This is a genomic window from Sphingomonas sp. CL5.1 (assembly GCF_013344685.1).
Taxonomy (GTDB): domain Bacteria; phylum Pseudomonadota; class Alphaproteobacteria; order Sphingomonadales; family Sphingomonadaceae; genus Sphingomonas.
In genome coordinates this window covers 3,715,704-3,742,316 of record NZ_CP050137.1, presented here as the reverse complement: position 1 = coordinate 3,742,316, position 26,613 = coordinate 3,715,704, and the positions used below count along the sequence as shown (strand labels likewise).

Below are 26,613 nucleotides of genomic sequence, written 5' to 3'. Positions count from 1 at the left end.
TGACATGACCGATATCAAACCCACGCTCGAAGACTGGTCCGCGGCCGCCGCGAAGGAGGTGAAGGGCAAGGACCTAACCTGGCACACGCCGGAGGGGATCGCGGTCAAGCCGCTCTACACCGCCGGTGACGTGGCGGTGGACCCCGGCCTGCCGGGCTTCGCGCCGTTCACGCGCGGCGTGCGCGCGTCGATGTATGCGGGCCGCCCGTGGACGATCCGGCAATATGCGGGCTTCTCCACCGCCGAGGAATCGAACGCTTTCTATCGCCGCAACCTCGCGGCGGGGCAGAAGGGCCTGTCGGTCGCCTTCGATCTCGCGACGCATCGCGGTTACGACAGCGATCACCCGCGCGTGGTGGGCGATGTCGGCAAGGCGGGCGTGGCGATCGACAGCGTCGAGGACATGAAGATCCTGTTCGACGGCATCCCGCTCGACCAGATGAGCGTGTCGATGACGATGAACGGCGCGGTGATCCCGATCCTCGCCTTCTTCATCGTCGCGGGCGAGGAGCAGGGGGTCGAGCGCAAGTTGCTCGACGGGACCATCCAGAACGACATCCTCAAGGAGTTCATGGTCCGCAACACCTATATCTACCCGCCCGAGCCGAGCATGCGGATCATCTCGGACATCTTCGGCTACACCAGCCGCGAGATGCCGAAGTTCAACAGCATCTCGATCTCCGGCTATCACATGCAGGAAGCGGGCGCGACGCAGCTTCAGGAGCTGGCGTTCACCATCGCCGATGGCGCGGAATATGTGAAATACGGCGTCGCCTCGGGCCTCGATATCGACAAGTTCGCGGGGCGGCTCAGCTTCTTCTTCGCGATCGGCATGAACTTCTTCATGGAGGTGGCGAAGCTGCGCGCGGCGCGCGTGCTGTGGCACCGCGTGATGACGAAGCTCGGCGCGAAGGACGAGCGCAGCAAGATGCTGCGCACGCATTGCCAGACCAGCGGCGTGTCGCTGACCGAGCAGGACCCGTACAACAACGTCATCCGCACCACGATCGAGGCGATGGCGGCGATGCTGGGCGGCACCCAGTCGCTCCACACCAACGCGCTGGACGAGGCGATCGCGCTGCCGACCGATTTCTCCGCCCGCATCGCGCGCAACACGCAGATCGTGATCCAGGAGGAGACGGGGATGACCAAGGTGGTCGATCCCCTCGGCGGCTCTTATTATATCGAGAGCCTGACGCAGCAGCTCGTCGACGGCGCATGGGAGATCATCGAGCGCGTCGAGCGCGAGGGCGGCATGGCCAAGGCGGTCGCCGCGGGCTGGCCCAAGGCGATGATCGAGGAGGCGTCGGCCGCCCGCGCCGCGCGGGTCGATCGCGGCGAGGACGTGATCGTCGGCGTCAACAAATACCGCCTCGCCAACGAGGACGAGATCGAGATCCTCGACGTGGACAACCACGCCGTGCGCGAGGCGCAGATCCGCCGCATCAACAAGGTGAAGGCGGAGCGTGACGAGGCGGCGTGCCGCGCCGCGCTCGATGCGCTGCGTGAGGGCGCGAAGGGCAAGGGCAATCTGCTCGAACTCGCGGTGGATGCCGCGCGGGCGCGGGCGACGCTGGGCGAGATTTCCTCCGCGATGGAGGATGTGTTCGGCCGCTTCGGCACCTTCCCGACACCGGTGAAGGGCATCTACGGCGGCGCGTACAAGGACGACGGGCGCTGGGAACGGTTGCTCGGCGGCGTCGAGGCGACCGAGCGCCGGCTCGGCCGCAAGCCCCGTATCTTCGTCGCCAAGATGGGGCAGGACGGGCATGATCGCGGCGCGAACCTCGTTTCCTCGATGTTCGGCGATCTGGGGTTCGAGGTGGTCGCGGGGCCGCTGTTCCAGACGCCGCAGGAGGCCGCCGCGCTGGCGCTGGAGAAGGATGTCGACGTGGTGGGCGCCTCCAGCCTCGCGGCGGGGCACAAGACGCTGATTCCCGAACTGATCGGCCACCTGAAGGATGCCGGCCGTGCCGATATCAAGGTGGTCGCGGGCGGGGTGATCCCGGCGCAGGACTATCAGGCGCTGTACGACGCGGGCGTGCAGGCGATCTTCGGCCCCGGCACCAACCTCATCAAGGCGGCGGAAGACGTGCTGCGATTGCTCGGCCATAATATGCCCCCCGAACAGGAGGCAGCCGAATGACCCAATCGATCGAGACGCTCACCGTCCACGCCGGAACGGAGCCGGACCCCACCACCAAGGCGCGGATCACGCCGATCTACCAGACCGCGTCCTATGTGTTCGATTCGGTCGATCACGCGGCGAGCCTGTTCAACCTCGATGCGTTCGGCAACATCTACACCCGCATCATGAACCCCACCAACGGCGCGGTCGAGGGGAAGGTCGCGGCGCTGGAGGGCGGCGCGGCGGCGCTCGCGGTCGCCTCGGGCCATGCCGCGCAGTTCCTGACGTTCCACACGCTGATGGAGCCGGGGAAGCATATCGTCGCGTCGAAGCGGCTCTACGGCGGATCGCTCAACCAGATCGGGTCGAGCTTCAAGAAGATGGCGTGGGATTCGACCTTCGTCGACGCCGACGATCCCGCCAATGTCGCCGCCGCGATCACCGGGGATACTCGCGCGGTGTTCATCGAGAGCCTCGCCAACCCCGGCGGCGTGGTGCAGGATATCGAGGCGATCGCGAAGGTCGCGCATGACGCGGGCGTGCCGCTGATCGTCGACAATACGATGGCGACGCCGATCCTGTGCCGCCCGATCGAGCATGGCGCGGACATCGTCGTCCACTCGCTCACCAAGTTCCTCAACGGGCACGGCAATTCGATCGGCGGGGTGATCGTGGATGCGGGGAGCTTCGACTGGGCGAAGGGCGGGAAATATCCCTATCTCAGCCAGCCGAACGATTCCTATCACGGCAAGGTGTTTACCGAGGCGTTCGGCAACCTCGCCTTCATCCTCGCCGCGCGCACGCTCGGCCTGCGCGATCTCGGCCCGGCGCTGGCGCCGATGAACGCCTTCCTCGCGCTGACCGGCATGGAGACGCTGGCGCTCAGGATGGAGCGGCATTGCGACAATGCGCTGAAACTGGCGGAGTGGCTGTCGAACCATCCTAGGGTGGCGTGGGTGTCCTATGCCGGGCTACCGGGGGACAAATATCATGCGCTGGCGCAGCGCTATCTCGGCGGCAAGGGCGGGGCGGTGTTCACCTTCGGCCTGAAGGGCGGATATGACGCCGGCATCGCGCTCGTCTCGAAGGTCAAGCTGTTCAGCCACCTCGCCAATCTCGGCGACACGCGCTCGCTCATCATCCATCCCGCCTCGACCACCCATCGCCAGTTGCCGGACGCCGAGCGCGCGGCAGCGGGCGCGGGGCCGGACGTGGTGCGGGTGTCGGTCGGGATCGAGAATATTGCCGACATCATCGCCGATCTCGAACAGGCACTGGAGGCCGCATGACCACCCGCAACGACTGGACCCGCGCCGAGATCGCGGAACTGTTCGACCTGCCGTTCGGCGAACTGATGTATCAGGCGCAGACGGTGCATCGCGCGCATCACGCCGCGAACGAGGTGCAGATGTGCACCCTGCTGTCGATCAAGACCGGCGGCTGCCCGGAGGATTGCGGCTATTGCTCGCAATCCGCCCATGCCGAAACCGGCGTGAAGGCGACCAGGCTGATGGACGTGCGGGCCGTGCTCCAGATGGCGGCGCAGGCGAAGGACAGCGGCTCGCAGCGCTTCTGCATGGGCGCGGCGTGGCGCAACCCCAAGGACCGCGACATGCCCGCCATCGTCGAGATGGTGAGGGGCGTGCGCGAGATGGGCATGGAAACCTGCATGACGCTGGGGATGCTCACCCCCGATCAGGCGCGCCAGCTCGCCGACGCGGGCCTCGATTACTACAACCACAACATCGACACCTCGCCGGAGCGTTACGGCGAGGTCATCACCACCCGCACCTTCGCCGAGCGGCTCGACACGCTGGGGCATGTGCGGGAGGCGGGGATCAACGTGTGCTGCGGCGGGATCGTCGGCATGGGCGAGACGCGCGAGGATCGCGTCGGCTTCATCCACGCGCTCGCCACCTTGCCGCGCCACCCGGAGAGCGTGCCGGTCAACGCGCTCGTGCCGGTGAAGGGCACGGTGCTGGGCGACATGCTCGCCGACACGCCGCTCGCCAAGATCGACGACATCGAGTTCGTCCGCACCGTGGCGGCGGCGCGCATCGCCATGCCGATGAGCATGGTGCGGCTGTCGGCGGGGCGCGAGAGCATGTCGGAGGCGACGCAGGCGCTCTGCTTCATGGCGGGCGCGAACTCGATCTTCACCGGCGACAAGCTGCTGACCACCGGCAACCGCGGCGACAGCGCGGACGCGGCGCTGTTCGAGAAGCTCGGCGTGCGGCCGATGGAGGCGGAGGAGCCGATGCGGCAGACGGTGTGCGAGGCGGCTGAGTAAGCACGCCGGACCCGGCATAACGATTGATTACATTCTGTTCCGGCGTGTTCGCGCCCGGCGATTGAATTGAGGAAGCTGATGTTCAAGAAAATCCTTGTCGCCAATCGTGGCGAGATCGCTTGCCGGGTGTTCCGCACGGCGAAGAAGATGGGCCTCAAGACGGTCGCGGTCTATTCCGACGCCGATGCGCGCGCGCCGCATGTGCTGATGGCGGACGAGGCGGTGCGGCTCGGGCCGGCGCCGGCGGCGGAGAGCTATCTCAAGGCGGGCCTGATCCTCGAAGCCGCCAAGGCGACCGGCGCGGACTGTATCCACCCCGGCTATGGCTTCCTCTCCGAGCGCGAGAGCTTCGCCAGGGCCTGCGCCGAGGCGGGCATCGCCTTCGTCGGACCTCCCCCGAAAGCGATCGCCGCGATGGGCGACAAGATCGAATCGAAGAAGCTCGCCAAGGCGGCGGGCGTCAATGTCGTCCCCGGCTATCTCGGCGAGATCGCGGATACCGAGGAGGCGGTGAAGATCGCGAAGGACATCGGCTTCCCGGTGATGATGAAGGCGAGCGCGGGCGGCGGCGGCAAGGGGATGCGCCTCGCGTGGAGCGAGCAGGACGTGCGCGAGGGCTTCGAGGCGACCAAGCGCGAGGGGCTGGCCTCCTTCGGCGACGATCGCGTGTTCATCGAGAAGTTCATCGAAAGCCCGCGCCATATCGAGATCCAGGTGCTGGGCGACCAGCACGGCAATATCGTCTATCTCAACGAGCGCGAATGCTCGGTGCAACGCCGTCACCAGAAGGTGGTGGAGGAAGCGCCCTCGCCGTTCGTCACGCCGAAGATGCGCAAGGCGATGGGCGAGCAGGCGGTCGCGCTGGCGCGGGCGGTCGGCTATTACAGCGCGGGCACGGTGGAGCTGATCGTCTCCGGCGCGGACAAGACGGGCGAGAGCTTCTACTTCCTCGAGATGAACACCCGCCTTCAGGTGGAGCATCCGGTGACGGAGGAGATCACTGGCCTCGATCTGGTCGAGCAGATGATCCGCGTCGCGGCGGGCGAGAAGCTGTCGTTCGGCCAGAAGGACGTGAAGATCAACGGCTGGTCGGTCGAGAACCGCGTCTATGCTGAAGACCCGTATCGCGGCTTCCTGCCCTCGATCGGCCGCCTCGTGCGCTACAATCCGCCGGCGGAGAGCGACGGCGTGCGCGTCGACGACGGCGTGCGCGAGGGTGGCGAGGTGAGCATGTTCTATGATCCGATGATCGCCAAGCTCATCACCCACGGCAAGACGCGCGAGGAGGCGATCGACCGCCAGATCGACGCGCTCGACGCGTTCGAGATCGAGGGGCCGGGGACCAACCTCGATTTCGTCTCGGCGCTGATGCAGCATCCGCGCTTCCGCTCGGGCAACATCACCACCGGGTTCATCGCGGAGGAATATCCCGAAGGCTTCCACGGCGCGCCGGCATCGCAGGAACTGGTGCGCACGCTGGCGGGCGTCGCGGCCTTTGCGGCGGTGGCATGGGCGGAGCGCGCGCGCTCGGTGGACGGCCAGCTCGGCGGTCCGCTCGATCCGCCGGCCGACTGGGTGGTGCGGATCGACAAGCGCGACCATGCGGTGACGGTGGATGGCGACGAGGTGACGGTCGACGGCAAGCCGCTCGACGGCGCGATCGACTATGCGCCGGGCGACCGCACCGCGATCGTCGACGGCAAAAAGCCGCTGACCGTGAAGATCGCGCGCACCCGCACCGGCTTCACGCTCAACACGCGCGGGGCGAGCCACAAGGCGCGCGTGCTGCCCGCGCGGATCGCGCCTTTTGCGAGGCACCTGCTGGAAAAGGTGCCGCCGGACCTGTCGAAGTTCCTGATCGCGCCGATGCCCGGCCTGCTCGTCCGGCTCGACGTGAAGGAAGGCGACAAGGTGGAGGCGGGCCAGCCGCTCGCGGTGGTCGAGGCGATGAAGATGGAGAACATCCTGCGCGCCGAGAAATCGGCGGTGGTGAAGGCGGTCAATGCAGCGACCGGCGAAAGCCTCGCGGTCGATCAGGTGATCCTGGAGCTGGAATAAGCGGCCTCAGCGCCGCCGCGCTTCCGGCGCGTGGACCAGCGCGCGGAGCTGTTCCAGCTCCTCCCGCGTGTCCACGTCGATCAATTCCTGCTCGTTGGCCACGACATGGACGCCGGCGCGGATCATGTCACGTGCGTCATTGTCATCCCTGATCGCCAGCACCTCGCCGAACCGCGCCGCGCCGAACAGGACGGGCGGGGAGGGGTGGCGCCCGTTGCTGGAGGCGACCACCGCCTCCGGCCCGTCCGCCGCGTCGAGCAAACGATAGATATGCGTCGCCGTCACGCGTGGCATGTCCGCCAGCGCGATGATGACAGCTTCCGCGCCGTGCGACCTGGCGGCTTCCACGCCGAGCCGGACGGCGGAGGCCATGTCGCGTTCCGGGTTTTCGTCGTGGATGACGGTGAAGTTATGCCGCGCGTAATCGATCTTCAGCCCGTCGACGATCGCGATCCGCTCCATGAACGGGATATCCTCCAGCGTCACGGCGACATGCAGGCCGAGCGGACGGGACAGGAACATCTCGTCCAGCTTGCTGCCGACGTCGCCGAACCGCCTGGATTTTCCGGCGGCAAGCAGCACGAGGACAGTCTTCTCGACCGCGATCATCGATCGCTCCATCGAATATCGGGCGAAGGGCCGTTCGCCCCGTATCGCGCCCCGTTGATCGTAAAATACATGGCTCGCTCTCCGTCTGCCGACAGGGTAACGCGGCTTGTCATGTTGGTGTCCATGCGAACCATAGCAATCCCGCTGGCCTTGCTGGCGTCGGCGTGTGGAACCGGGCAGGATCGGCGGATGCCCGAGTCGATCGCGCCGCTGTCCGACCCCATCGTCATCGCCCATCGCGGCGCCAGCGGGGAGCGGCCGGAACATACGCTCGCCGCCTATGAGTTTGCCATCGCGGAGGGGGCGGACTTCATCGAGCCGGATCTCGTGCCGACGAAGGACAATGTGCTCGTCGCGCGGCACGAGAATGAGATTTCCGGGACGACCGATGTCGCGGACCACCCGGAGTTCGCCGCGCGGCGGACGACCAGGACGATCGACGGGCAGAAGGTGAGCGGCTGGTTCGTCGAGGATTTCACGCTGGCCGAGTTGAAGACGCTGCGCGCGAAGGAGCGCCTGCCGATCCTGCGCCCCGACAATCGGCAATATGACGGCAAGTTTGAGATTCCCACGCTGGCGGAGATCATCGCGCTGGCCAAACGGCATCATGTCGGCATCTATCCCGAGACCAAGCACCCGACCTATTTCGCCTCGATCGGCCACCCCACCGACGAATTGCTGGTGCGCCAGTTGCAGGCGGCGGGATGGAACACGCCTGACGCGCCGGTGTTCATCCAGTCGTTCGAGGTCGACAACCTGAAGCGCATCCACAAGCTGACCGGCATCCGGCTGATCCAGCTCGTCGACAAGGAGGGCGGTCCTGCCGACGGCGCCACGCAGAGCTATGCCGAGATGCTGACGCCGGAGGGGATGCGCGGCATCGCCACCTATGCCTTCGGCATCGGGCCGAACAAGGCGATGCTGTGGGACGGGAAAGTGCCGACCGGGCTGATCCGCGCCGCCCATGCGGCGGGGCTGCGCGTCCATCCCTGGACCTATCGCGCGGAGAATTATTTCCTGCCGTCCGGCTATCGCGACGGGTTGAACCCGCGCGGGCATGGCGATCTGGACGGTGAGATTTCCGACGCGCTGTATCGTGGGCTGGACGGCTTCTTCACCGATTTCCCCGCGATCGGCGTCGCCGCGCGCAACCGGGTGCAGGCGGAGCGGAGCAAGAAATGATGCGTCGCGTTGCGGGGATGGCGCTGGCGGCGGCCGCGCTGATGGCGACGGCGGGCTGCGTGCGCACCGTCGCCACGGTCGCCACCGCCCCGGTGAAAGCCGCCGGCAAGGTGGTCGACTGGAGCACGACCAGCCCGTCCGAGGCGGATCGGAAATATGCGCGCAAGATGCGCAAGCGTGAGGAATATTGCCGCAAGTACCCGGACGCGGCGGAGTGCGAGCGGGAATATGGGGAGCGCCCGCGTTAAGCCGGCGGCGCTTTTCCCGTTCGTCCCGAGCCTGTCGGAGCGCTGATTCCTGTCGGAACGTGGGCAAGGAATCGCCGCGCTATGCCTGGATGTCACCCCGCATAAGGCCAGGGTGACGGAGAGTGAGGCCCGCCGCCGCCGAGCCGCGTCGTCGGACGGTCGATCCGGCCCCGACAGGGCGGCGCCGCAGCTTTTGGCTGCGGCTTGGCGCGGTCAGATGTGGATCGGCTTGCCCGTCACCGCCATCGCCGCTTCCTTGATCGCCTCGCTGTGAGTGGGGTGGGCGTGGCAGGTGTAGGCGATATCCTCGCTGGTCGCGCCGAACTCCATCGCCTGCGCGGCCTGCGCGATCATCGTGCCGGCGACCGAAGCGATGATCCACACGCCGAGCACGCGGTCGGTCCTGGCGTCCGCGATCACCTTCACGAAGCCGTCAGGCTCGTGGTTGGTCTTGGCGCGGCTGTTGGCGAGCATCGGGAACTTGCCGACCTTCACCTCACCGCGCTGCTTCGCCGCTTCCTCGGTGAGGCCGACGCCGGCGATCTCCGGCCACGTATAGACCACTGACGGGATCACGTCGTGGTTCACGATGCCGTGCTGGCCCGCGATATTCTCCGCGACGGCGATGCCCTCGTCCTCCGCCTTGTGCGCCAGCATCGGGCCGGGGATGACGTCGCCGATCGCCCACACGCCGGCAACCGCCGTGCGGAAGTCGTGATCGGTCTCGATCTGGCCGCGCTGGTTGGTGGCGAGGCCGATCCTGTCCAGCCCGAGGCCATCGGTGTTCGGCTTGCGGCCGATCGACACCAGCACGCAATCCGCCTCCAGCGTGGTCGCCGCGCCGCCGGCGGCCGGCTCCAGCGTCAGCGTGGCCTTGCCGCCATCGACCTTTACGCCGGTCACCTTGGTGCCGAGGCGGAACTCGATGCCCTGCTTCTTGAATATCTTGTTGGCTTCCTTGCGCACTTCCCCGTCGAAGCCGGGCAGGATCTGGTCGAGGAACTCGACGCAGGTGACCTTCGCGCCAAGCCGCCGCCACACGCTGCCAAGCTCCAGCCCGATCACGCCGCCGCCGATGACGACCATATGCTCCGGCACCTTCGGCAGCTCCAGCGCGCCGGTCGAATCCACCACGACCTTCTGGTCGATCTCCACGCCCGGCAGCGGCGTGACGGACGAGCCGGTGGCGATGATGACGTTCTTCGCGGTGACGGTCTGGTCGCCGACCTTCACGCGATGCGCGTCCTCGAACGAGGCGCGGCCCTTGAGCCACGTCACCTTGTTCTTCTTGAACAGGAATTCGATCCCGCCGGTGAGCTGCTTCACGGCGTCCTTGCGCTGGCCGTGCATCGTATCGAGGTCCAGCTCCGGCGTCACCTTGATGCCGAGCTTGGCGAAGGCGCCATTGGCCGCCGCGTCATAATATTCCGACGCATGGAGCATCGCCTTCGACGGGATGCAGCCGACGTTGAGGCAGGTGCCGCCGAGCGTCTCGCGCGATTCGGCGCAGGCGGTCTTCAGGCCGAGCTGCGCCGCGCGGATCGCCGCGACATAGCCGCCGGGGCCTGCGCCGATCACCAGCACGTCAAAGTCGAATTCGTCAGCCATGAATCGCTCGCTTCTTCGCTATCGGGGGTTGCGGTGCGCAATAGACCGTTGGGGCATGGAGACAAGCCCGCGTGCCCTATTTCAGCAGCACCAGCTCCTCGGCCATCGTCGGGTGGAGCGCGACGGTCGCATCGAACTGCGCCTTGGTCAGCCCGGCCTTCACCGCCACCGCCGCCGTCTGGATGATCTCCGCCACGTCCGGCCCGATCATGTGGATGCCGACCACGCGATCGGTCTCCGCCTCGCACACCATCTTGTAGAGCGCGCGCTCGTCGCGGCCGGCGAGGACGTTCTTCATCGGGCGGAAATCGGAGGAATAGATCTTCACCGAACCCAGCTTCCGCCGTGCCTCCGCCTCGGTCATGCCGACGCCGGCGATCGGCGGGTGGCTGAAGCAGGCGTTGGGGACGTTATCGTATTCGACCGTCACGTGGCCGCCGCCGAACAGGTTCTCGGCGAACGCCTGTCCCTCGCGGATCGCCACCGGGGTGAGCTGGATGCGGTTGATGACGTCGCCCACCGCGTAGATCGAGGGGCAGGTGGTGCGGTTGTCCGCATCGACCTTCACCGCGCCGTTGTCGTCCAGCTCAACGCCCGCATTCTCCAGCCCCAGCCCCTCGGTGTTGGGCAGGCGGCCGGTGGCGAACATCACGCAATCCACCGTCGCCGGCTCGTGGCCGGACATGTGGACGGTGAGCGATCCGTCGTCGTTCTTCACGATCTTCTCGAATTTCGCGTCGAAGCGGAATTCCATTCCCTTCATCAGGCTGATCTGGAGCAGCCGGTCGCGGATCTGCTGGTCGTAGCCGCGCAGGATCTCCTTGCTGCGGTTCATCACGATCACATGCGCGCCGAACTGGTGGAAGATGCCCGCGAACTCATTGGCGATATAGCCCGCGCCGGCGATCAGCACGCGCTTCGGGATCGCCTCCAGATGGAACACCTCGTTGGAGGTGATGCCATGCTCATGGCCGGGGCAATCGGGAACGTGCGGCCGCGCGCCGGTGGCGATCAGGATCGTTCCGGCGGTCTTCTTCGTGCCGTCGGCCAGCGTAACCTCATTCGGGCCGGTGACGGTGACCCGCTGGTGGACGATCTCCACGCCGTTGGTTTCGAGCGTGCTGGTATAGGCGCCGTTGATCCTGTCGACCTCGGCGAGGACATTGGCCTGCAACGTCTTCCAGTCGAACGCGCAGTCGCCCGGCACCTGCCAGCCGAAGCGGCGCGCGTCCTTCAGGTCCTCGGCGAAATGCGCGCCATAGACGAGCAGCTTCTTGGGCACGCAGCCGCGGATGACGCAGGTGCCGCCGACGCGATATTCCTCCGCCACCATCACCCGCGCGCCATGCGCCGCCGCGACCCGGCTGGCGCGCGTGCCGCCGCTGCCGGCGCCGATGGTGATGAGGTCGTAGTCGTAATCGGCCATGTATCTCACTCCGCGCGATGCCTGCCGCCGCAATATGGGGGCGAGGCGCCGCGCGGAAGTGCGGAAATGCCGATTACAGTGAGACGCCCGGTCGTTCAGCCCAGCCCGGCGCGGCGGATCAGGTCGTCGGTGGACGGATCGAACTCCCCGCCGCCCTTGGCGGCCGCCTTCGCCATTTCCTTGCCCAGCTCGACGCCGAACTGGTCGAAGGAATTGATGTCGAGCAGCACGCCGTTCACGAACACGCGATGCTCGTAGAAGGCGATCAGCGCGCCAAGCGTCCGCGCGTCGAGCTGATCGAGCAGCAATGTCGAGGAAGGCCGGTCGCCGGGATAGGCGCGCGCCGGATCGTCCGGGTTCTCCTTGCCCTTCATCAACGCCGCGCCCTGCGCGAAGGCGTTGAGCAGCAGCATCCGGTGATGATCCTCCGGCAGGGTGTCGCCCTGCTCGATCACGCAGAGGAACTCGACCGGGACGAGGTGCGTGCCCTGATGCAGGAGCTGGAACACCGCGTGCTGCGCGTCGGTGCCGACCCCGCCCCAGGTGATCGCGGCGGTGGGGTATGTCACCGGCTTGCCCTGACGCGTCACGCCCTTGCCGTTCGACTCCATCTCGAGCTGCTGGAGATAGCTCGGCAGCAGCCGCAGCCGCTCGTCATAGGCGAAGGGCGCGCGGGTCTCGGCGCGGCGGACCTGCGTGTAGTAAAGGTCGGCGAAGGCGGCGAGGGCGGGGGCGTTCTCGTGGAGGGCCGAGAGGCGGAAGTGGCGGTCCATCTCCGCCGCGCCTTCCAGCAACTCCTCGAACTGGTCCCAGCCGAGCTTGATCGCCGCCGGGAAGCCGATCGACGACCATAATGAATAACGCCCGCCGACGCCCTCGCTGAACGGCAGCACGCGCGTCTCGTCCACGCCCCATTCGATCGCCTTGTCCGGGCTGGCGGTCAGCGCGACGACGCGGCCATAGGGGTCTTCGACGCCGTGCTCGGTCATCCAGCCGATCACGCTGTCGGCGTTCATCATCGTCTCGGTGGTGGTGAAGGTCTTGGAGGCGACGACCAGCAGGGTCGCGCCGGGATCGAAGCGGTTGAACACGTCCTCCAGCGCCATGCCGTCGACATTGGAGACGATCGCCACGTCATACCGGTCCGAATCGCGCCCCAGGGCATCGACCAGCAGGTGCGGCCCCAGCGCCGATCCGCCGATGCCGACGTGCAGGATGTGCCGAATCGGGCCGAAGGCATCGGCCTCGATCGCGTCGATCAGCGCCCGCATCCGCGCGTGATAGCCGCGCGCGCGGTTGACGCTCTCCGGCGTGCCTTCCCCGCGCTCGGCGGTATGCTCGACCGGACGATCCTCGGTGACGTTGATGTTGGCGCCGCCGAACATCGCCTCGCGCTTGCCGGCAAGGTCGCTCGCCTTGGCCAGCGCCTCGAACGCTTTCACCATCTCGGCCGTCAGGTGCGTCTTGGAGAAATCGAAATGGATGCCCGCCACGTCGAGCGAGAAGCGCTTCAGCCGCCCGGCGTCGCTGGCGAACAACTGCATGAGCTTCGTCTGCGGCAATGCCTCGATCGTCGACCAGTCCGCCATGTTCCGTTTCCTGTGTGAACGTTCCGAAAAGAAGCGAACAGCCGTTACCGCCCCCGTGTTCCGCGCGCCAGCGGCTTGACGTGGAGGCGGGCTTGGGCGACGCCGCGCTTCATGGCCGAACAGGACACCCCGCCCGACGATATCCCGCAGCCGATCGGCAAGGCGTCCACCGCCCCGCCGGCGAAGAGATCGGAGACGGGCGACACGCTCCGCTTCCTCGTCAAGCTGGCGATCATCGTATGGCTGTTCCGCAGCTTCCTGTTCGCGCCTTATTCGATCCCCTCGGAATCGATGCTGCCGCGCCTGCTGATCGGCGACTATCTGTTCGTCTCGAAGTGGAACTTCGGCTATTCGCGCTGGTCCTTCCCGTTCGGCTTCCCACCGATTCCGGGGCGGGTGTTCGGCGGCACGCCGACACGCGGCGACACGGTGGTGTTCCGTGGCCCGCCGGTCAATGACCATGACGTCATCAAACGGGTGATCGGCCTGCCCGGCGACACGATCCAGATGAAGGGCGGCGTGCTGATCCTCAACGGGCGGGCGGTGCCGAAGCAGCGCATCGCCGATTTCGTCGTGCCGCTCACCCCCAATTACGGCGCGGACAAGTGCATGGCGCAGTTCCAAGATGTGGCGAACGGTAAGCCAGTGTGCCGCTATCCGCGCTTCCGCGAGACGTTGCCGGGCGGGCGCTCCTATGAGGTGCTCGACATGGGGCAGACGATCGCCGACGATACCGAGCTGTTCACCGTGCCCGCCGGCCGTGTCTTCCTGATGGGCGACAATCGCGACAATTCGGAGGACAGCCGCTTCAGTCAGGCGTCGGGCGGCTTCGGCTATGTCCCGATGGAGAATATCGAGGGCAAGGCCGTGGTGATCTTCTGGTCGACCGATGGCTCGGCCAACTGGTTCCTGCCGTGGACATGGGTGACGGCGGCGCGCTGGAGCCGGATCGGGGGCGGATTCTGAGCGTTTCCGACGATCTCGCCGGCTGGATCGCCGATACGCTCGGCCATCGCCCGGCCGACCTTGCCGATTACGAGCGCGCGCTGACGCACGGCAGCCGCTCCGACGCCAATTACGAGCGGCTGGAGTTCCTCGGCGATCGCGTGCTCGGCCTCGTGATGGCGGAATGGCTTTACGAGCGTTTTCCCGGCGAGCCGGAAGGCGCCCTGTCGAAACGCTATAACGCGCTGGTGACGGGCGCGGTCTGCGCGGAGGTGGCGCGCGGGCTGGGCGTGCCGGCACGGCTACGGCTCGGCAAGCAGGCGCGTGACGACGGCGCGAGCGACAGCGACAACGTGCTGGGCGACGTGATGGAGGGGCTGCTCGGCGCGCTCTATCGCGATGCCGGGCTGGAAGCGGCGTGCGGCGCGATCCGCCGCTTGTGGGCGGCACGCATCACCGCCGACACTTCCGCGCCTCAGCATCCCAAATCGGCGTTGCAGGAATGGGCCGCCGCGCACCAGCGCAAGCCGCCGGTCTATGAGATCGTCGACCGTTCCGGGCCCGGTCATGCCCCGCGCTTCACGGTGAAGGCGATGATCCCCAAGCTGGTGGAGGCGCTGGCCGAAGGCGGGAGCAAGCAGGAGGCCGAGACGGCGGCGGCGCGGATGCTGCTGGAGAAGGTGAAATCGCGATGACCCAGTCCTGCGGCCTGATCGCCGTGGTCGGCGCGCCCAACGCGGGCAAGTCGACGCTCGTCAACGCGCTGGTCGGGCAGAAGGTGGCGATCGTCAGCCCCAAGGCGCAGACCACGCGCACGCGGCTGATGGGCGTCGCGATCGAGGGCGACACGCAGCTCCTGCTGGTCGATACTCCGGGCATCTTCGATCCCAAGCGCCGGCTCGACCGCGCGATGGTCGCCGCCGCATGGGGCGGGGCGGAGGGGGCGGACGTGCTCGCCTTCGTGGTGGACGCCAAGGGCGGCCTCGCGCCCAAGGTGGTCGAGATCGCGGAGCGGCTCGCCGAGCGGCGCGAGCCGAAGTTCCTGATCCTCAACAAGGTCGATCTGGCGGACAAGCCGCGCCTGCTCGCCCATGCCGAGAAGCTCAACGCGCTCGCCGATTTCGCGGAGACCTTCTTCGTCAGCGCCGCCACGGGTGACGGGGTGCCCGAACTGAAGCGCGCGCTGGCCCGCGCGATGCCGAAGGGGCCGTGGCATTATCCCGAGGATCAGGTTTCCGACGCGACCGAGCGCGCGCTGGCGGCGGAGGTGACGCGCGAGCAGCTCTATCTCCAGCTCCATGCCGAACTGCCCTATGCCAGCACGATCGAGACGGAGAAATTCGTCGATCGCGAGGACGGCTCGGCCGAGATTCACCAGCAGATCCTCGTCGAGCGCGCCAGCCAGCGGGCGATCGTGCTCGGCAAGGGCGGTAGCCGCATCCGCGAGATCGGCGCGAAGGCACGGCTGGAGCTGGCGGCGTTGCTCGACCGGCCGGTGCATCTTTACCTGCACGTAAAGGTAAAGCCGGGCTGGGACGAGGATCGCGGCGTCTATCGCGACATCGGGCTCGACTGGGTGGATTGAGCAAGCACCTCGTCCACCCACGCCGGCACCAGTTCGGATGCCGGCCCGAGCCGCGTCTCGCCGAACCACGCGCTGCCGGCGGAGCGTTCGAGGTTCAGCTCCAGCGTCGCCGCGCCGTGATAGCGCGCGGTCCGCACGAAGCCGGCCGCCGGATAGACCGCGCCCGAGGTGCCGATCGACACGAACAGGTCGCAATCCGACAGCGCTCGCTCGATCGCGTCCATGCGATAGGGCATCTCGCCGAAGAACACGATGTCCGGCCGCAGCGTTGGGGAACCGCAATCGCCGCATGTCGTCCCCGGCGGCAGGCTTCCTTCCCATGCCCGCCTCGTGCCGCACGAAGCGCATAGCGCCGAGTTCAGCTCGCCGTGCATGTGCAGCATCCGCCGTGCCCCGGCGCGCTCGTGCAGGTCGTCGACATTCTGGGTGACGATCAGCAGCCCGCCCGGCCATTCGCGATCGAGCCGCGCCAGCGCCACATGCGCCGGATTGGGCGCAACCCGCCCCAGCGCCGCGCGCCGCTCGTCATAGAAGCGATGCACCAGTGCCGCGTCGCGCGCCAGCGCCTCGGGCGTGCAGACGTCCTCGACACGATGCCCTTCCCACAAGCCGCCCGGCCCGCGAAAGGTGGCGAGCCCACTCTCCGCCGAGATGCCCGCGCCGGTGAGGATGACGATATTGTCCATCGCGCCGCCTTATCCGATCGGGCGGCATGTAGATACGAAAAGGGCGGCCCCGTCGCCGGAGCCGCCCTTTCGCTTGCCCGTGAGCCGATCGGTCAGCGCGAGTAGAACTCGACGACCAGGTTCGGCTCCATCTTCACCGGATAGGGCACCTCGTCCAGCGTCGGCACGCGGATGAAGGTCACCTTGGCGGTGCCGTCCTGCGCGACGTAATCGGGCACTTCGCGCTCGGCGAGGCCCTGCGCCTCCATCACCAGCGCCATTTCCTGCGCCTTCTTGCCCAGCGTGATCTCGTCGTTGAGCGACACGCGGCGCGAGGCGATGTTGCACTTCACGCCGTTGACGTAGATGTGCCCGTGGCTGACGAGCTGGCGCGCGGCGAAGATCGTCGGCGCGAACTTGGCGCGATAGACGATCATGTCCAGACGGCGCTCGAGCAAGCCGATCAGGTTCTGCGAGGTGTCACCCTTCATGCGGGCGGCCTCGTCATAGGCGTGGCGGAACTGCTTTTCCGTCACGTCGCCGTAATAGCCCTTCAGCTTCTGCTTGGCGCGAAGCTGGATGCCATAGTCGGACATCTTGCCCTTGCGGCGCTGGCCGTGCTGGCCGGGGCCGTATTCGCGCTTGTTGACCGGGCTCTTCGGGCGACCCCAGATGTTCTCGCCCATCCGGCGGTCGAGCTTGTACTTGGCGCTGCTGCGCTTCGACATGATCTTTCCTTCAATCTGCGAACGACGTTCATCCCGGTATCGCTCTGACGCTTCGCTCATGGAAACGCAGGGCCACCGCTTCACCGGGGATACGGGGCCGATTGCGAAGGCGCGCGCCTAGCGGGGCGGGGCACGCGAGTCAAGCTGGACAGGAGCGCTCGCCCTCGCCACAGCACGCGCCATGACCATCCTTCCCGGATCGCAATGCAACACGATGGCCGAGGTGCGCGCGGGCGTCGATCAGGTCGATCGCGAGCTTGTCGCGCTGCTGCGCCGCCGTTTCGACTATATGGACGCCGCCGCGCGGATCAAGCCGGCGCGCGGCGCGGTGCGCGACGAGGCGCGCAAGGCGCAGGTGATCGCCAACGCCCGCGCCGCCGCAGTCGCCGCCGGGATGCCGGGCGACGCGATCGCGGCGTTGTGGGATGCGCTGGTCGAGGCATCGATCGCCTATGAGCTGGAAGCGTTCGACCGGCGGTGAAAACCTCCGGCGCGGATGCGAATGATCGGGAAATGATCTTCCGCTAACCGCTCCTTAGGACGGGTCGTTGCATCAGCGGGGCGAAAGGATTCGCCCGACCGATGCAGCGCCTACCCCTGATCGTGCCCAATCCGCCGCGCCTGGCGGACTACAAGCCCGCGCTGGAGCGGATCGAGGCTTCCGGCATCTACAGCAATTTCGGCCCGGAGGCGCGCCGCTTCGAGCAGGAAGCGGCGGCGCGGCTGTTCGGCGGAGAGGGCGCGTGCCTCACCGTCACCAACGCGACGCTGGGGCTGATGCTCGCGCTCAAGGATGCGGTGGGGGAGGCGAACGGCCGCTATGCGGTGATGCCCGCGCTGACCTTCGCCGCCACCGCGCAGGCGGCATGGTGGGCGGGGCTGACACCTTTGGTGTGCGATATCGACCCGACCGACTGGACCGCCTGCGCGGCGGCGGAGGAGCGGCTGCTGCACCAGCATGGCGATCGGATCGCGGCGCTGGTGCCCTATGCCGCGTTCGGCCGTGCGATCGACCTTGAACGCTATGCCTGGTTGGCGAAGCGACATGAGGTGAAGGTGGTGATCGACGCCGCCGCCTCGCTCGGCACGAGCGATGCGGATGGGCGGGCGTTCGGCGCGGGCGCGCCTTTCCCGGTGGTGTTCTCGATGCACGCGACCAAGCCCTTCGCGGTGGCCGAGGGTGGGCTGATCCATTGCGGCGACCGTGACACGATCGAGCGGCTGCGCGCGATGGCCAATTTCGGCTTCGCCGGCGCGCGCAGCGCCAGCGTCCCCGGCCTCAACGCCAAGCTGCCCGAAGTGCTCGCCGCGATCGCCAATGCCAAGCTGGAGACGTTCGGGGCGACCTGCGCCGCGCGCGAGCGGGTCGCCGCCGCCTATCGCACAGCGATCGGCGGGCGCTATGCGACCCAGCCCGCGCCGGCGGGGCGGCAGGCTCTGGGCTTCTTCCAGTTATTGCTGCCGCGCGGCGCGGATCGCGCGCGCGTCGCGGCGGCCCTGGACGCGGAGGGAATCGGCACCGGGCAATATTTCAGCCCGCATATTGGCCAGCAGCCGTGGGTGCGGCAGGTGGCGACGATCGAGCCGACGCCGGTCGCCGACGATATCGCCGGACGCATCCTCTCGCTGCCGCTCCACGATGCGATGACGGCGGCGGATGCGGAGCGAGTGATCGCGGCGCTCGATCGCGCCTGCGCCGCCCCGCACGTCGTTTCCGTCTCGGAACCGCCGCGCATCGCCGAGACCTTGGTGGTCGGCGGCGGCCCGGCCGGCACCGCCTTGCTTACCGCAGCCAGCAAACAGGGCCTGCTCGCGACGCTGGCGCCGGGCCTGGTGCTGGTCGAACGCGACCGGGCGATCGGCGGCGGGCAGCTCGGCCGCTATGCCATCACCTCGGATTCGACCGCGCAGACCTTCCTCAGCGCGGTGGTCGACAATCCTTATCCCGAAATCGCCGCGCTCGCCGGCCATCCCGCGGCGCGCACCGTGGACGGCTATCGCGACGCACTCGGCGTGCCGCTTGCCGAGGTAGGCCCGTTGCTCCGCGCCACGGGGGACCGGCTTCACCGCCTTGTCGCCGAACATGGCGGGACGGTGCTGACCGGGCATGAGGTGATCGCGATCCGCCGCGATGGCGACGGGCTGTGGCGCGCGCGCGTCCGCGACGTGGCGAGCGGCATGGAGCATGAGCGGATCGCGCGCAACGTGGTGATCGCCACCGGTGGGCATCAGCCGCTCGATCGGCTGGTGGCGCAGCGTGTCGCCGGCGCGCCGCTGCCGGAACTGGCGCGGCACCGGCTCGTCCAGTCCGACGACGTGCTCTCCACTGGCGGCTTCGAGAAGGTGGCCGATCTCATCGGCGACGTCCGCGCGCCGCGCATCGCGGTGATCGGCGGATCGACCAGCGCGCTCGCCACCGTCGCGCTGCTGCTCAAGAAGCAGCCGGCGCTGCCGCTCGGCGCCGGCGCGATCACCTTGCTGCATCGCCGGCCGCTGCGCCCCTTCTACCATTCGGTCGAGGCGGCGGCGGCGGAGAATTTCACCGATTTCGGGCCGGACGACATCTGCCCCGTCTCCGGCTTCGTCTATCGCCTCGCCGGCTTCCGGCTGGAGGCGCGCGACCTGGTGCTGCGGATGCTGGGCGTGGACGGGCGCACGCCGGACCCGCGCGTCGCGCTCCATCGCATCGGCGACGATGAGGCGCGCGCGCGGGAGATCATCGCGGGCGCGGACCTCGCGATCGCCGCGCTAGGCTATCGCCCCCGCGCGCTGCCGGTCGAGCGGTTCGACGGCACGCCGCTCGCGCTGGCGGCGGACGAGGGGCGGGCGATGGTCGATCGCCATTGCCGCGTGCTCGATGCCGGCGGCGCGGCGGTCCCCGGCCTCTATGGCATCGGGCTGGCGGCGGGCTTCGTGCCGTGGGGCCGGCTGGGCGGCGAGGCGAGCTTCGTCGGCCAGGCCAACGGCCTGTGGCTGTGGCAGAACGACGTCGGCATGATGATCGTCGATCAGTTGCTGGCGACGCAGGGGCGGCGCGCGGCGTGAGCGCGCCCGTCGTCAGCGTCGTCATGGCCGCCTATAACGGCGCGGCGCTGATCGGCGAGACGCTGGAGAGCCTCGCCACGCAGACCCTCGGCGAATTCGAGGCGATCGTGGTCGATGACCGCTCGACCGACGACACGCTGGCGGTGCTGCGCGGCTGGCCCGACGGGCGCGTCCGCGCGATCGCGCTGGAGGAGAATGGCGGCCCGGTCCGCGCGCGCAACCGTGCCTTCGCGGAGGCGCGGGGACGCTACATCGCCGGGCTGGACCAGGACGACCTGTGCCGCCCCGAGCGGTTCGCGCGGCAGGTCGCGTACCTGGAAGCCAATCCCGATGTCGCGCTGGTCGGCAGCGATACGGCGGTGCTGGTGGACGGCGCGATCCGGCCGCCGCGCCACCCCGCCAACACCACGCCGCGCCTCACCGAATGGCTGCTGAGGATCGAGAATCCCCTGGTCTGGTCGTCGGTGATGATCCGCGCGGACGTGGCGCGGCGACTGGAGCCGTTCACTCGCCCGGAATTGCTCTACGCCGAGGATTTCGACCTCTATCACCGCATCGCGCGGCTCGGGCGCGTCGCGCGGGTCGACGCGGACCTGCTGATCTATCGCCAGCACGGCGGCGGCGCCTCGCAGCGCTTCGTCGAGACCATGCGGGCGAGCGCGACGCGGGTGCTGGCCGGAGCCTATGCCGGCGTGTTCGGCGACGGCGCGGAGGAAGCAGCCGCGCTGGTGGCGCGCAACCTGATGGGTCGCGCCGCGCCGCCCGACCGCGCGACGCTGCGCCGGCTGGGCGAGGTGCTGGTCGCGCTACAGGAGGATTTCCTCACGCGGCACGATTGCGGCGCGCATGACGTGCGGCTGATCCGCTGGGAGACGGCGCGGCGCTGGGCCGGCGTGGCGCGCGCCGGGCTGCGCGCGGGAACGCTTACTTTGGGCGACGCGCTCGCCGTCCGCCCGGCGCACATGGGGCTGGGCTATGCCGGATTCGAGGAGCTGATCGTCTCGCGCCTCGTCGGCGGGGCGCGGAAGCTGCGTCAGACCTTCGCGGCGTAGATCATCCGGCCGGTCCCGAGCCGCTCGAACACCTCGGCCAGTTCATGCTCGCCGACCGCGAAACAGCCCTGGCTGCGCCCGAGCATCCCGCGCGTGCGGATCATGTCGGGATTGGCATACCAGGCGCCGTGGACGACGATCGCGCGGGCGAGCGCGTTGTCGTTCGTCGGGTCCAGCCCGATCAGCCGCTGCGACCGGCCGTGCTTGCCGACATAATAATCCGCCGCGAGGAAAGCGCCTTCCGACGAGGCGTTCGATCCGCCGGCGTTCGAGAAACGGTGCAGGAAGCCGGTATGCGCCGGGTCCGATCCGCTGCCGTGCGCGACGAGCTTGGAACTGCTCGCCCCGCTGGCGAGATCGATGAAATGGAAACGCGGCTGAGACGAGGCGGCGGCGAAATCGACGATCGCCATCCGGTCGCGTTGCAGGCGGCCGCCGTGTCGCTCCAGCGCGGCGAGCGCGCGGCGCAACAGTTCCGGCCGCACGACGCGCGGCGAGGTGGCCGGCGTCGCCGGCACCGTCGCGGCGGTAAGAGCCTTGGGCAACATGGTGCCGGCGACCATCAGGCCACCGGCTTTCAGCAATCCGCGACGCGTCCGCGCCGCGCGGTCGATAACGCTCATCGGTCGGTCATACCCCATACCCGCTTTCACCGATTATAAGCGAGCGGGGTTGCGATTTCATCACCCTCGCGCACGATTTGGCCCGTTATTTGCTTGATCCGTCGCGCGATCGAAGGGGCGGAAGCTCTTTCCTTTTCGCTCCGCCGCCGCGAGACTGGGCGCAAAAATCAACGAGAGGAATCGCGATGCGTTCACCGATCTGCGCGATGCTGGGGATCGAATTCCCGCTGCTCGCCTTCAGCCATTGCCGCGACGTGGTGGCCGCCGTCAGCCGCGCGGGCGGGTTCGGCGTGCTGGGCGCGACCGCGCATACGCTGGAGAGCCTGGAGGCGGAGCTGGCGTGGATCGACGCGCATGTCGACGGCAGGCCTTATGGCCTCGACGTGCTGATCCCGGAGAATCTCGTCACCGGCGGGGCGAAGGGCATCACGCGCGGCTCGCTCGCGGAGCAGGTGCCGGAGCGGCATCGCGCCTTCGTCCGCGATCTCGCGGCGCGGCACCACGTCGCGCTGCCGGAGGAGCGGCGCGACGATAACGCGCCCGCGCCGTTCGACCCCAATGTCGCGCTGGAGATGCTGGAGGTCGCGTTCCGCCATCCGATCCGGCTGATCGCCAATGCGCTCGGCGTGCCGCCCAGGGCGATGATCGAGCTGGGGCGGGCGCATGGCGTGCCGGTCGCCGCGTTGGTCGGCGCGAAGGAACATGCGCTGCGGCAGGTGGAGGCCGGCGTCGATATCGTCGTCGCGCAGGGCGGCGAGGCGGGCGGCCATTGCGGCGAAGTCTCGACGATGGTGCTGATCCCGGAGGTGGTGCGCGCGCTCGACCGCGCAGGCTACGGCCATGTCCCGGTGCTGGCGGCGGGCGGGATCATGACCGGGGCGCAGATGGCGGCCGCGATGGCGATGGGCGCGGCGGGCGCGTGGACCGGATCGGTCTGGCTGGCGACGCCCGAGAGCGAATGTTCCGACGTGTTCCGCGAGAAGATGGTCGCCGCCACCTCGCGCGACACCGTCCGGTCGAAGGGGCGCACCGGCAAGCCCTCGCGCCAGCTCCGCTCGGCATGGACCGATGCGTGGGAGGGGCCGGACTCGCCGGGCGCGCTGCCGATGCCGTTCCAGTCGCTGATCAGCGAGCCGGCGATCCGCGCCGCGACCCGCGCGGCGGAAACGGGCGACGCGGCGGCGCGCGAGATGGTGACCTATTTCGTCGGGCAGGGCGTTGGCCTGGTCGATCAGGTGCGCGGCGCGGGGCAGGTGGTGCAGGATTTCAAGCTGGAGTTCGCCGAGGCGCTGGAACGGATGACCGGGCTGGTGGAATAACGCCGGCGTCGCTTCCCAAAATGATGGAAAGAAACCGCCGGTTCGTGCATTCCGTTCCTTGAACGAAACGGGAGGAACGATGGCCGCAGACGACACCGCCGGGCCGCCGGGCGCCGCATCTGCCGAGGGCATCGGCCTGCCGTGGTGGTCGATCGCCTTTCCGCTGCTGGCGCTGGTCGCGGTGCTGGTCGGGCTGGCGAAGATGGGCACGATCGGGGTGATCGTGGCCGCGGTGATGCTGATCGGCAGCGTGCTGGCGGCGGTGCATCATGCCGAGGTGGTGGCGCACAAGGTGGGCGAGCCGTTCGGCACGCTCGTGCTCGCCGTCGCGGTGACGGTGATCGAGGTGTCGCTGATCGTCAGCCTGATGCTGTCCGATGCCGGGGACGCATCGACGCTGGCGCGCGACACGGTGTTCGCGGCGATCATGATCATCCTCAACGGCATCGTCGGAATCTGCCTGCTGGCGGGCGGGGTGGAATTCCGCGAGCAGAGCTTCACGCAGACCGGCGTGTCCGCCGCGCTCAACGTGCTGGTGGCGATGTCGGTGCTGACGCTGGTGCTGCCCAATTTCGTCGAGAGCGCGCCCGGCCCGGTCTATGCGCCGTCGCAACTGGTGTTCGTCGCGATCGTCTCGCTGATCCTCTACGGCACGTTCGTGCTGGTGCAGACGGTGCGGCATCGCAGCTATTTCCTGCCGGAAGACGGCGGCGAGGACGAGCATGCCGACGCGCCGAGCGCGCGCACGACATGGGTGGCGCTGGCGATCCTGCTCGTCGCGCTGATCGGCGTGGTGCTGCTCGCCAAGGGGCTGGCGGCGACGGTCGAGCGCGCGGTGCTCGGCGCCGGGCTGCCGCTCGCCGTGGTCGGCGTGGTGATCGCGGCGCTGGTGCTGGCGCCGGAGAGCGTCGCGGCGTTCCGCGCGGCGCGGCGCGACCGGTTGCAGACCAGCCTCAACCTCGCGCTGGGATCGGCGCTGGCCTCGATCGGGCTGACGATCCCCAGCGTCGCGGTGGTGTCGCTGCTGCTCGGCCTGCCGCTCGCGCTGGGGATCGGCGCCAAGAGCTTGACGCTGCTGATCCTGTCGCTGTTCTCGATCACGCTGTCGCTCGGCACCGGGCGGACGACGATCCTCGGCGGCGTGGTGCATCTGGTGATCTTCGCGGTCTATCTGTTCGTGACGGTCGTGCCGTGACCGCGCGGCGGGCGGGGGCGGCGGATCGCGACGCGGTGGCGGTAATGCTGGCGCGCGCGTTCCAGGACGATCCGGCGACCTCCTATATCCTCCCCGATCCCGCCGATCGCGCGCGGCGGCTGCCGCGCCTGTTCCGCCTGCTCTACGACAGCGACGCCGGCGGGATGCGGCTGGTGATGCCGGGCGGCGAGGCGGCGACCCTGTGGCGTGAGCCGGGGAACGCACATGTCCCGACATGGGAGATCGTGCGGCGCGCACCGGCGCTGCTCCATGCGCTCGGCGGCGGAATCGGGCGGGCGCTGCGTGTGTCGGATGCGATCGCGGCGCATCATCCGGCGGGCGAATATTGGTATCTGCACATCGCAGGCTGCGATCCGGCGGCGCAGGGCAGGGGGCTGGGCGGTGCGGCGGTGCGGGCGGGCCTTGCGCATATCCCGCCGCGCTTTCCGGCCTATCTGGAGACGGCGACCGAACGGAACCTCGGCTTCTATCGCGGGCTGGGGTTCGAGGTGGTGGACGAATGGCATGTGCCGAAGGGCGGCCCGCGCTTCTGGTCGATGACGCGGCCAGCGCAGCAGGGATGAAGGCGCATCGCCGGAAGGCCGCGCCTCACGGCTGTGGCTGGCGATAGCGCCACGCCTGATATTGCTCGACCGCGATCGAGCGTCTCAGCACGCGGGCCATCGGATCGATCACGACATGCGCGGCGGCGGGAACGGCCAGCGTCGCATGCCCGTCCGGCAGATCGACGCGCCGCACCGCGCCGTCCACCGACAGCTCGATCGGCATGGGGAAGGGGCCGCCGGCCTTCCATTCCAGCGTCAGCATGTTCCCCTGCCGCGTCTCGATCAGTTCGGGCAGCGCGGCGCGGCGCAGATAGCCGTCGAAGAACCAGCCGAGATCACGCCCGCTCGCCAGCTTCACCGCTTGCTCGAAATCGGCGGTCGAGCCGTAGCGGGGCGTAAAATTGCCCGGCTTCGGATCGGGCCGGCCATAGACCAGCCGGCGCGTCGCGTCGAAGAAGGCATTGTCCCCGATCAGCCAGCGCAAGCTGTGGAGCATCCACGACGCCTTGTAATAGATGTCGGTCGCCGGCCCGCCCTTTGTCGGCTCATAGACCTCCTCCTCGGTGCGCGACCGGCCGGACACGAGCGGCGCGCGGTTGAGGATCAGGTTGCGCTGCTGGTCGAGCATGACGATGTAGCGAGCCTCGCCCTCGCGCCAGCGGCCGTAGAGTGGCTGCATGTAGCTCGCGAAGCCCTCGTGCAGCCAGTAATCGTCCCAGTCGGCGGCGGTCATCTGGTTGCCGAACCATTCGTGGGCGAATTCATGGTGGAACAGCCAGTCGAACCCTTCCGGCGCCTTGGCATAGCCGTTGCCATAGGCGTTGATCGTCTGGTGCTCCATGCCCTTGTGCGGCGTCTCGACCACGCCGACCTTCTCGTCGGCGAACGGGTAGGGGCCGATCACGCTCTCGAAGAAATCCAGCGTCGGCGCGAATTCGGCGAACAGCGCGCGGGCCTGCTGCTCCTCGCCGGGCAGATACCAGTAATGCAGCGCGATCGTGTTGCCGAAGCGGCTGCGGTAGCTGCCGGAAATCTCCTCATAGGGGGCGATGTTGAGCGCGATCGCATAGGTGTTGGGCTGGCGCGCGCGCCAGTTCCAGCGGGTGCGGCCGTCGGGAAGCGCATCGACGCCGAGCAGCACGCCATTGGCGGGCGCCTTCAGCCCCCTGGGCACGGTGATATGCAGATCGACCAGCGCCGGCTCGCCGGTCGGGAAATCGAGGCACGGCCATAGCAGGTCGCAGCCATAGCCCTCGTCGGTGGAGGCGATCCACGGGCGCTTGTCGGGCGTCTGCGACCAGACCATGCCGTCGTCCCATGGCGGGTTGGCGGCGACGTGCGGCGTGCCGCCATAGGTGATCGCCACGCGGACCTTGCCGCTCGCCGCGACCATATGGGGCAGGGTGATAGTCAGCCGCCCCTCCGGGTTGCGCCATGCGTCCTTCGCGAGCGGCGCGCCATCGACCGCGATCGCGGAGACGGGCAGGTTGCGGTCGAGGTCCAGCACGATCCGTTCCAGCGGCGCGCGGGCGGTGAAGTCCAGCACCGCGATGCCGCTCAGCGCGTGCCTTTCGGGATAGACCTCGAACGACAGATCGGCGTGGTCGAAGCCGAGTTTTGCCTGATCGGGGTCGATCGGGCCGCCCGAACGCTGGGTCTGCGTGGTGAGCGGCGGCATGCCTTTCGCGGGAAGATCGGCGGCCAGCGCCAGCGCCAGCAACATCGTCACCGCGGCGTTGACCCAAAGCGGTG

At 68.3% G+C, this 26,613-nt stretch carries 23 protein-coding genes; 15 read left to right on the top strand and 8 right to left on the bottom strand.

Features of this window, described 5'->3' with window-relative positions:
- Positions 1-4: 4 nt before the first annotated feature.
- From scpA to F9288_RS17975, 4 genes are all read left to right on the top strand, one after another.
- A complete protein-coding gene (gene scpA / locus F9288_RS17990) occupies positions 5-2,146 on the top strand; it encodes a methylmalonyl-CoA mutase (RefSeq protein WP_174838053.1) in 2,142 nt (713 codons plus the stop codon).
- A complete protein-coding gene (locus F9288_RS17985; RefSeq protein WP_174838052.1) occupies positions 2,143-3,417 on the top strand; it encodes an O-acetylhomoserine aminocarboxypropyltransferase in 1,275 nt (424 codons plus the stop codon). The genes scpA and F9288_RS17985 overlap by 4 nt, the downstream gene beginning before the upstream one ends.
- Positions 3,414-4,418: a biotin synthase BioB gene (bioB, locus tag F9288_RS17980; protein ID WP_174838051.1), complete on the top strand. Its 1,005-nt coding sequence runs from the start codon at positions 3,414-3,416 to the stop codon at positions 4,416-4,418. The genes F9288_RS17985 and bioB overlap by 4 nt, the downstream gene beginning before the upstream one ends.
- Before the next feature lie 78 nt (positions 4,419-4,496).
- On the top strand, positions 4,497-6,476 hold the full coding sequence (locus F9288_RS17975; RefSeq protein WP_174838050.1) for an acetyl/propionyl/methylcrotonyl-CoA carboxylase subunit alpha: 1,980 nt from the start codon (positions 4,497-4,499) through the stop codon (positions 6,474-6,476).
- A 6-nt stretch (positions 6,477-6,482) separates the two neighbouring features.
- On the opposite strand, the gene F9288_RS17970 is transcribed toward F9288_RS17975, so the two are convergent.
- On the bottom strand, positions 6,483-7,085 hold the full coding sequence (locus F9288_RS17970; protein WP_174838049.1) for a nucleotidyltransferase family protein: 603 nt from the start codon (positions 7,083-7,085) through the stop codon (positions 6,483-6,485).
- A 189-nt stretch (positions 7,086-7,274) separates the two neighbouring features.
- Here F9288_RS17970 and F9288_RS17965 point away from each other — a divergent pair, with 189 nt between their 5' ends.
- Positions 7,275-8,267 (top strand): glycerophosphodiester phosphodiesterase, encoded by a 993-nt coding sequence (locus tag F9288_RS17965; protein WP_174838048.1) that lies wholly within the window; start codon positions 7,275-7,277, stop codon positions 8,265-8,267.
- Positions 8,264-8,515 carry a hypothetical protein gene (locus F9288_RS17960; protein WP_368076167.1) on the top strand — a complete coding sequence of 84 codons (252 nt, stop codon included), beginning with the start codon at positions 8,264-8,266 and terminating at the stop codon, positions 8,513-8,515. Before F9288_RS17965 ends, F9288_RS17960 begins: the two co-directional genes overlap by 4 nt.
- A gap of 213 nt (positions 8,516-8,728) precedes the next feature.
- Here the strand turns inward: F9288_RS17960 and lpdA are convergent, their stop codons facing one another.
- The 3 genes from lpdA to pgi all read right to left on the bottom strand — a co-directional run bounded on the left by lpdA (position 8,729) and on the right by pgi (position 13,138).
- The gene (gene lpdA / locus F9288_RS17955) at positions 8,729-10,123 is read right to left on the bottom strand and encodes a dihydrolipoyl dehydrogenase (RefSeq protein ID WP_174838047.1); all 1,395 of its coding nucleotides are present in this window, start codon (positions 10,121-10,123) and stop codon (positions 8,729-8,731) included.
- A gap of 76 nt (positions 10,124-10,199) precedes the next feature.
- The gene (gorA, locus tag F9288_RS17950; protein ID WP_174838046.1) at positions 10,200-11,549 is read right to left on the bottom strand and encodes a glutathione-disulfide reductase; all 1,350 of its coding nucleotides are present in this window, start codon (positions 11,547-11,549) and stop codon (positions 10,200-10,202) included.
- Between the two features lie 95 nt (positions 11,550-11,644).
- Complete coding sequence (pgi, locus tag F9288_RS17945) at positions 11,645-13,138, bottom strand: glucose-6-phosphate isomerase (RefSeq protein WP_174838045.1); 1,494 nt, start codon at positions 13,136-13,138, stop codon at positions 11,645-11,647.
- A gap of 111 nt (positions 13,139-13,249) precedes the next feature.
- On the opposite strand from pgi, the gene lepB reads away from it, so the two are divergent.
- From lepB to era, 3 genes are read left to right on the top strand one after another with little or no spacing between them, the layout of a single operon-like run.
- Positions 13,250-14,104 (top strand): signal peptidase I, encoded by an 855-nt coding sequence (gene lepB, locus F9288_RS17940; protein WP_174838044.1) that lies wholly within the window; start codon positions 13,250-13,252, stop codon positions 14,102-14,104.
- Positions 14,059-14,778 carry a ribonuclease III gene (gene rnc, locus F9288_RS17935; protein ID WP_174838043.1) on the top strand — a complete coding sequence of 240 codons (720 nt, stop codon included), beginning with the start codon at positions 14,059-14,061 and terminating at the stop codon, positions 14,776-14,778. Before lepB ends, rnc begins: the two co-directional genes overlap by 46 nt.
- Positions 14,775-15,668: a GTPase Era gene (gene era, locus F9288_RS17930; protein WP_174838042.1), complete on the top strand. Its 894-nt coding sequence runs from the start codon at positions 14,775-14,777 to the stop codon at positions 15,666-15,668. The genes rnc and era overlap by 4 nt, the downstream gene beginning before the upstream one ends.
- Here era and F9288_RS17925 read toward each other — a convergent pair.
- Positions 15,635-16,354, bottom strand: a complete 720-nt coding sequence (locus F9288_RS17925; protein ID WP_174838041.1) for an NAD-dependent deacylase — start codon at positions 16,352-16,354, stop codon at positions 15,635-15,637. The two genes, era and F9288_RS17925, sit on opposite strands and share 34 nt — an antisense overlap.
- Positions 16,355-16,446: 92 nt before the next feature.
- The gene (rpsD, locus tag F9288_RS17920) at positions 16,447-17,061 is read right to left on the bottom strand and encodes a 30S ribosomal protein S4 (RefSeq protein WP_174838040.1); all 615 of its coding nucleotides are present in this window, start codon (positions 17,059-17,061) and stop codon (positions 16,447-16,449) included.
- 181 nt (positions 17,062-17,242) lie between these two features.
- Here rpsD and F9288_RS17915 point away from each other — a divergent pair, with 181 nt between their 5' ends.
- The 3 genes from F9288_RS17915 to F9288_RS17905 all read left to right on the top strand — a co-directional run bounded on the left by F9288_RS17915 (position 17,243) and on the right by F9288_RS17905 (position 21,158).
- Positions 17,243-17,542: a chorismate mutase gene (locus tag F9288_RS17915; protein ID WP_174838039.1), complete on the top strand. Its 300-nt coding sequence runs from the start codon at positions 17,243-17,245 to the stop codon at positions 17,540-17,542.
- Positions 17,543-17,643: 101 nt separating this feature from the next.
- Positions 17,644-20,106 carry a DegT/DnrJ/EryC1/StrS family aminotransferase gene (locus F9288_RS17910; protein ID WP_174838038.1) on the top strand — a complete coding sequence of 821 codons (2,463 nt, stop codon included), beginning with the start codon at positions 17,644-17,646 and terminating at the stop codon, positions 20,104-20,106.
- Positions 20,103-21,158, top strand: a complete 1,056-nt coding sequence (locus F9288_RS17905) for a glycosyltransferase family A protein (protein ID WP_174838037.1) — start codon at positions 20,103-20,105, stop codon at positions 21,156-21,158. The genes F9288_RS17910 and F9288_RS17905 overlap by 4 nt, the downstream gene beginning before the upstream one ends.
- Here the strand turns inward: F9288_RS17905 and F9288_RS17900 are convergent.
- Positions 21,140-21,706, bottom strand: coding sequence for a murein L,D-transpeptidase catalytic domain family protein (locus F9288_RS17900; protein ID WP_254621220.1), 567 nt, complete (start codon positions 21,704-21,706; stop codon positions 21,140-21,142). The genes F9288_RS17905 and F9288_RS17900 overlap by 19 nt on opposite strands.
- A gap of 260 nt (positions 21,707-21,966) precedes the next feature.
- Here F9288_RS17900 and F9288_RS17895 point away from each other — a divergent pair, with 260 nt between their 5' ends.
- From F9288_RS17895 to F9288_RS17885, 3 genes are all read left to right on the top strand, one after another.
- The gene (locus F9288_RS17895) at positions 21,967-23,100 is read left to right on the top strand and encodes a nitronate monooxygenase family protein (RefSeq protein WP_174838035.1); all 1,134 of its coding nucleotides are present in this window, start codon (positions 21,967-21,969) and stop codon (positions 23,098-23,100) included.
- Positions 23,101-23,179: 79 nt separating this feature from the next.
- Positions 23,180-24,295 (top strand): calcium:proton antiporter, encoded by a 1,116-nt coding sequence (locus F9288_RS17890; protein ID WP_174838034.1) that lies wholly within the window; start codon positions 23,180-23,182, stop codon positions 24,293-24,295.
- Entirely contained in the window at positions 24,292-24,879 is a 588-nt protein-coding gene (locus F9288_RS17885; protein WP_368076166.1) for a GNAT family N-acetyltransferase, read from the top strand. The genes F9288_RS17890 and F9288_RS17885 overlap by 4 nt, the downstream gene beginning before the upstream one ends.
- A 25-nt stretch (positions 24,880-24,904) precedes the next feature.
- On the opposite strand, the gene F9288_RS17880 is transcribed toward F9288_RS17885, so the two are convergent.
- A complete protein-coding gene (locus F9288_RS17880; protein ID WP_174839162.1) occupies positions 24,905-26,584 on the bottom strand; it encodes a M1 family metallopeptidase in 1,680 nt (559 codons plus the stop codon).
- Positions 26,585-26,613: the final 29 nt, after the last annotated feature.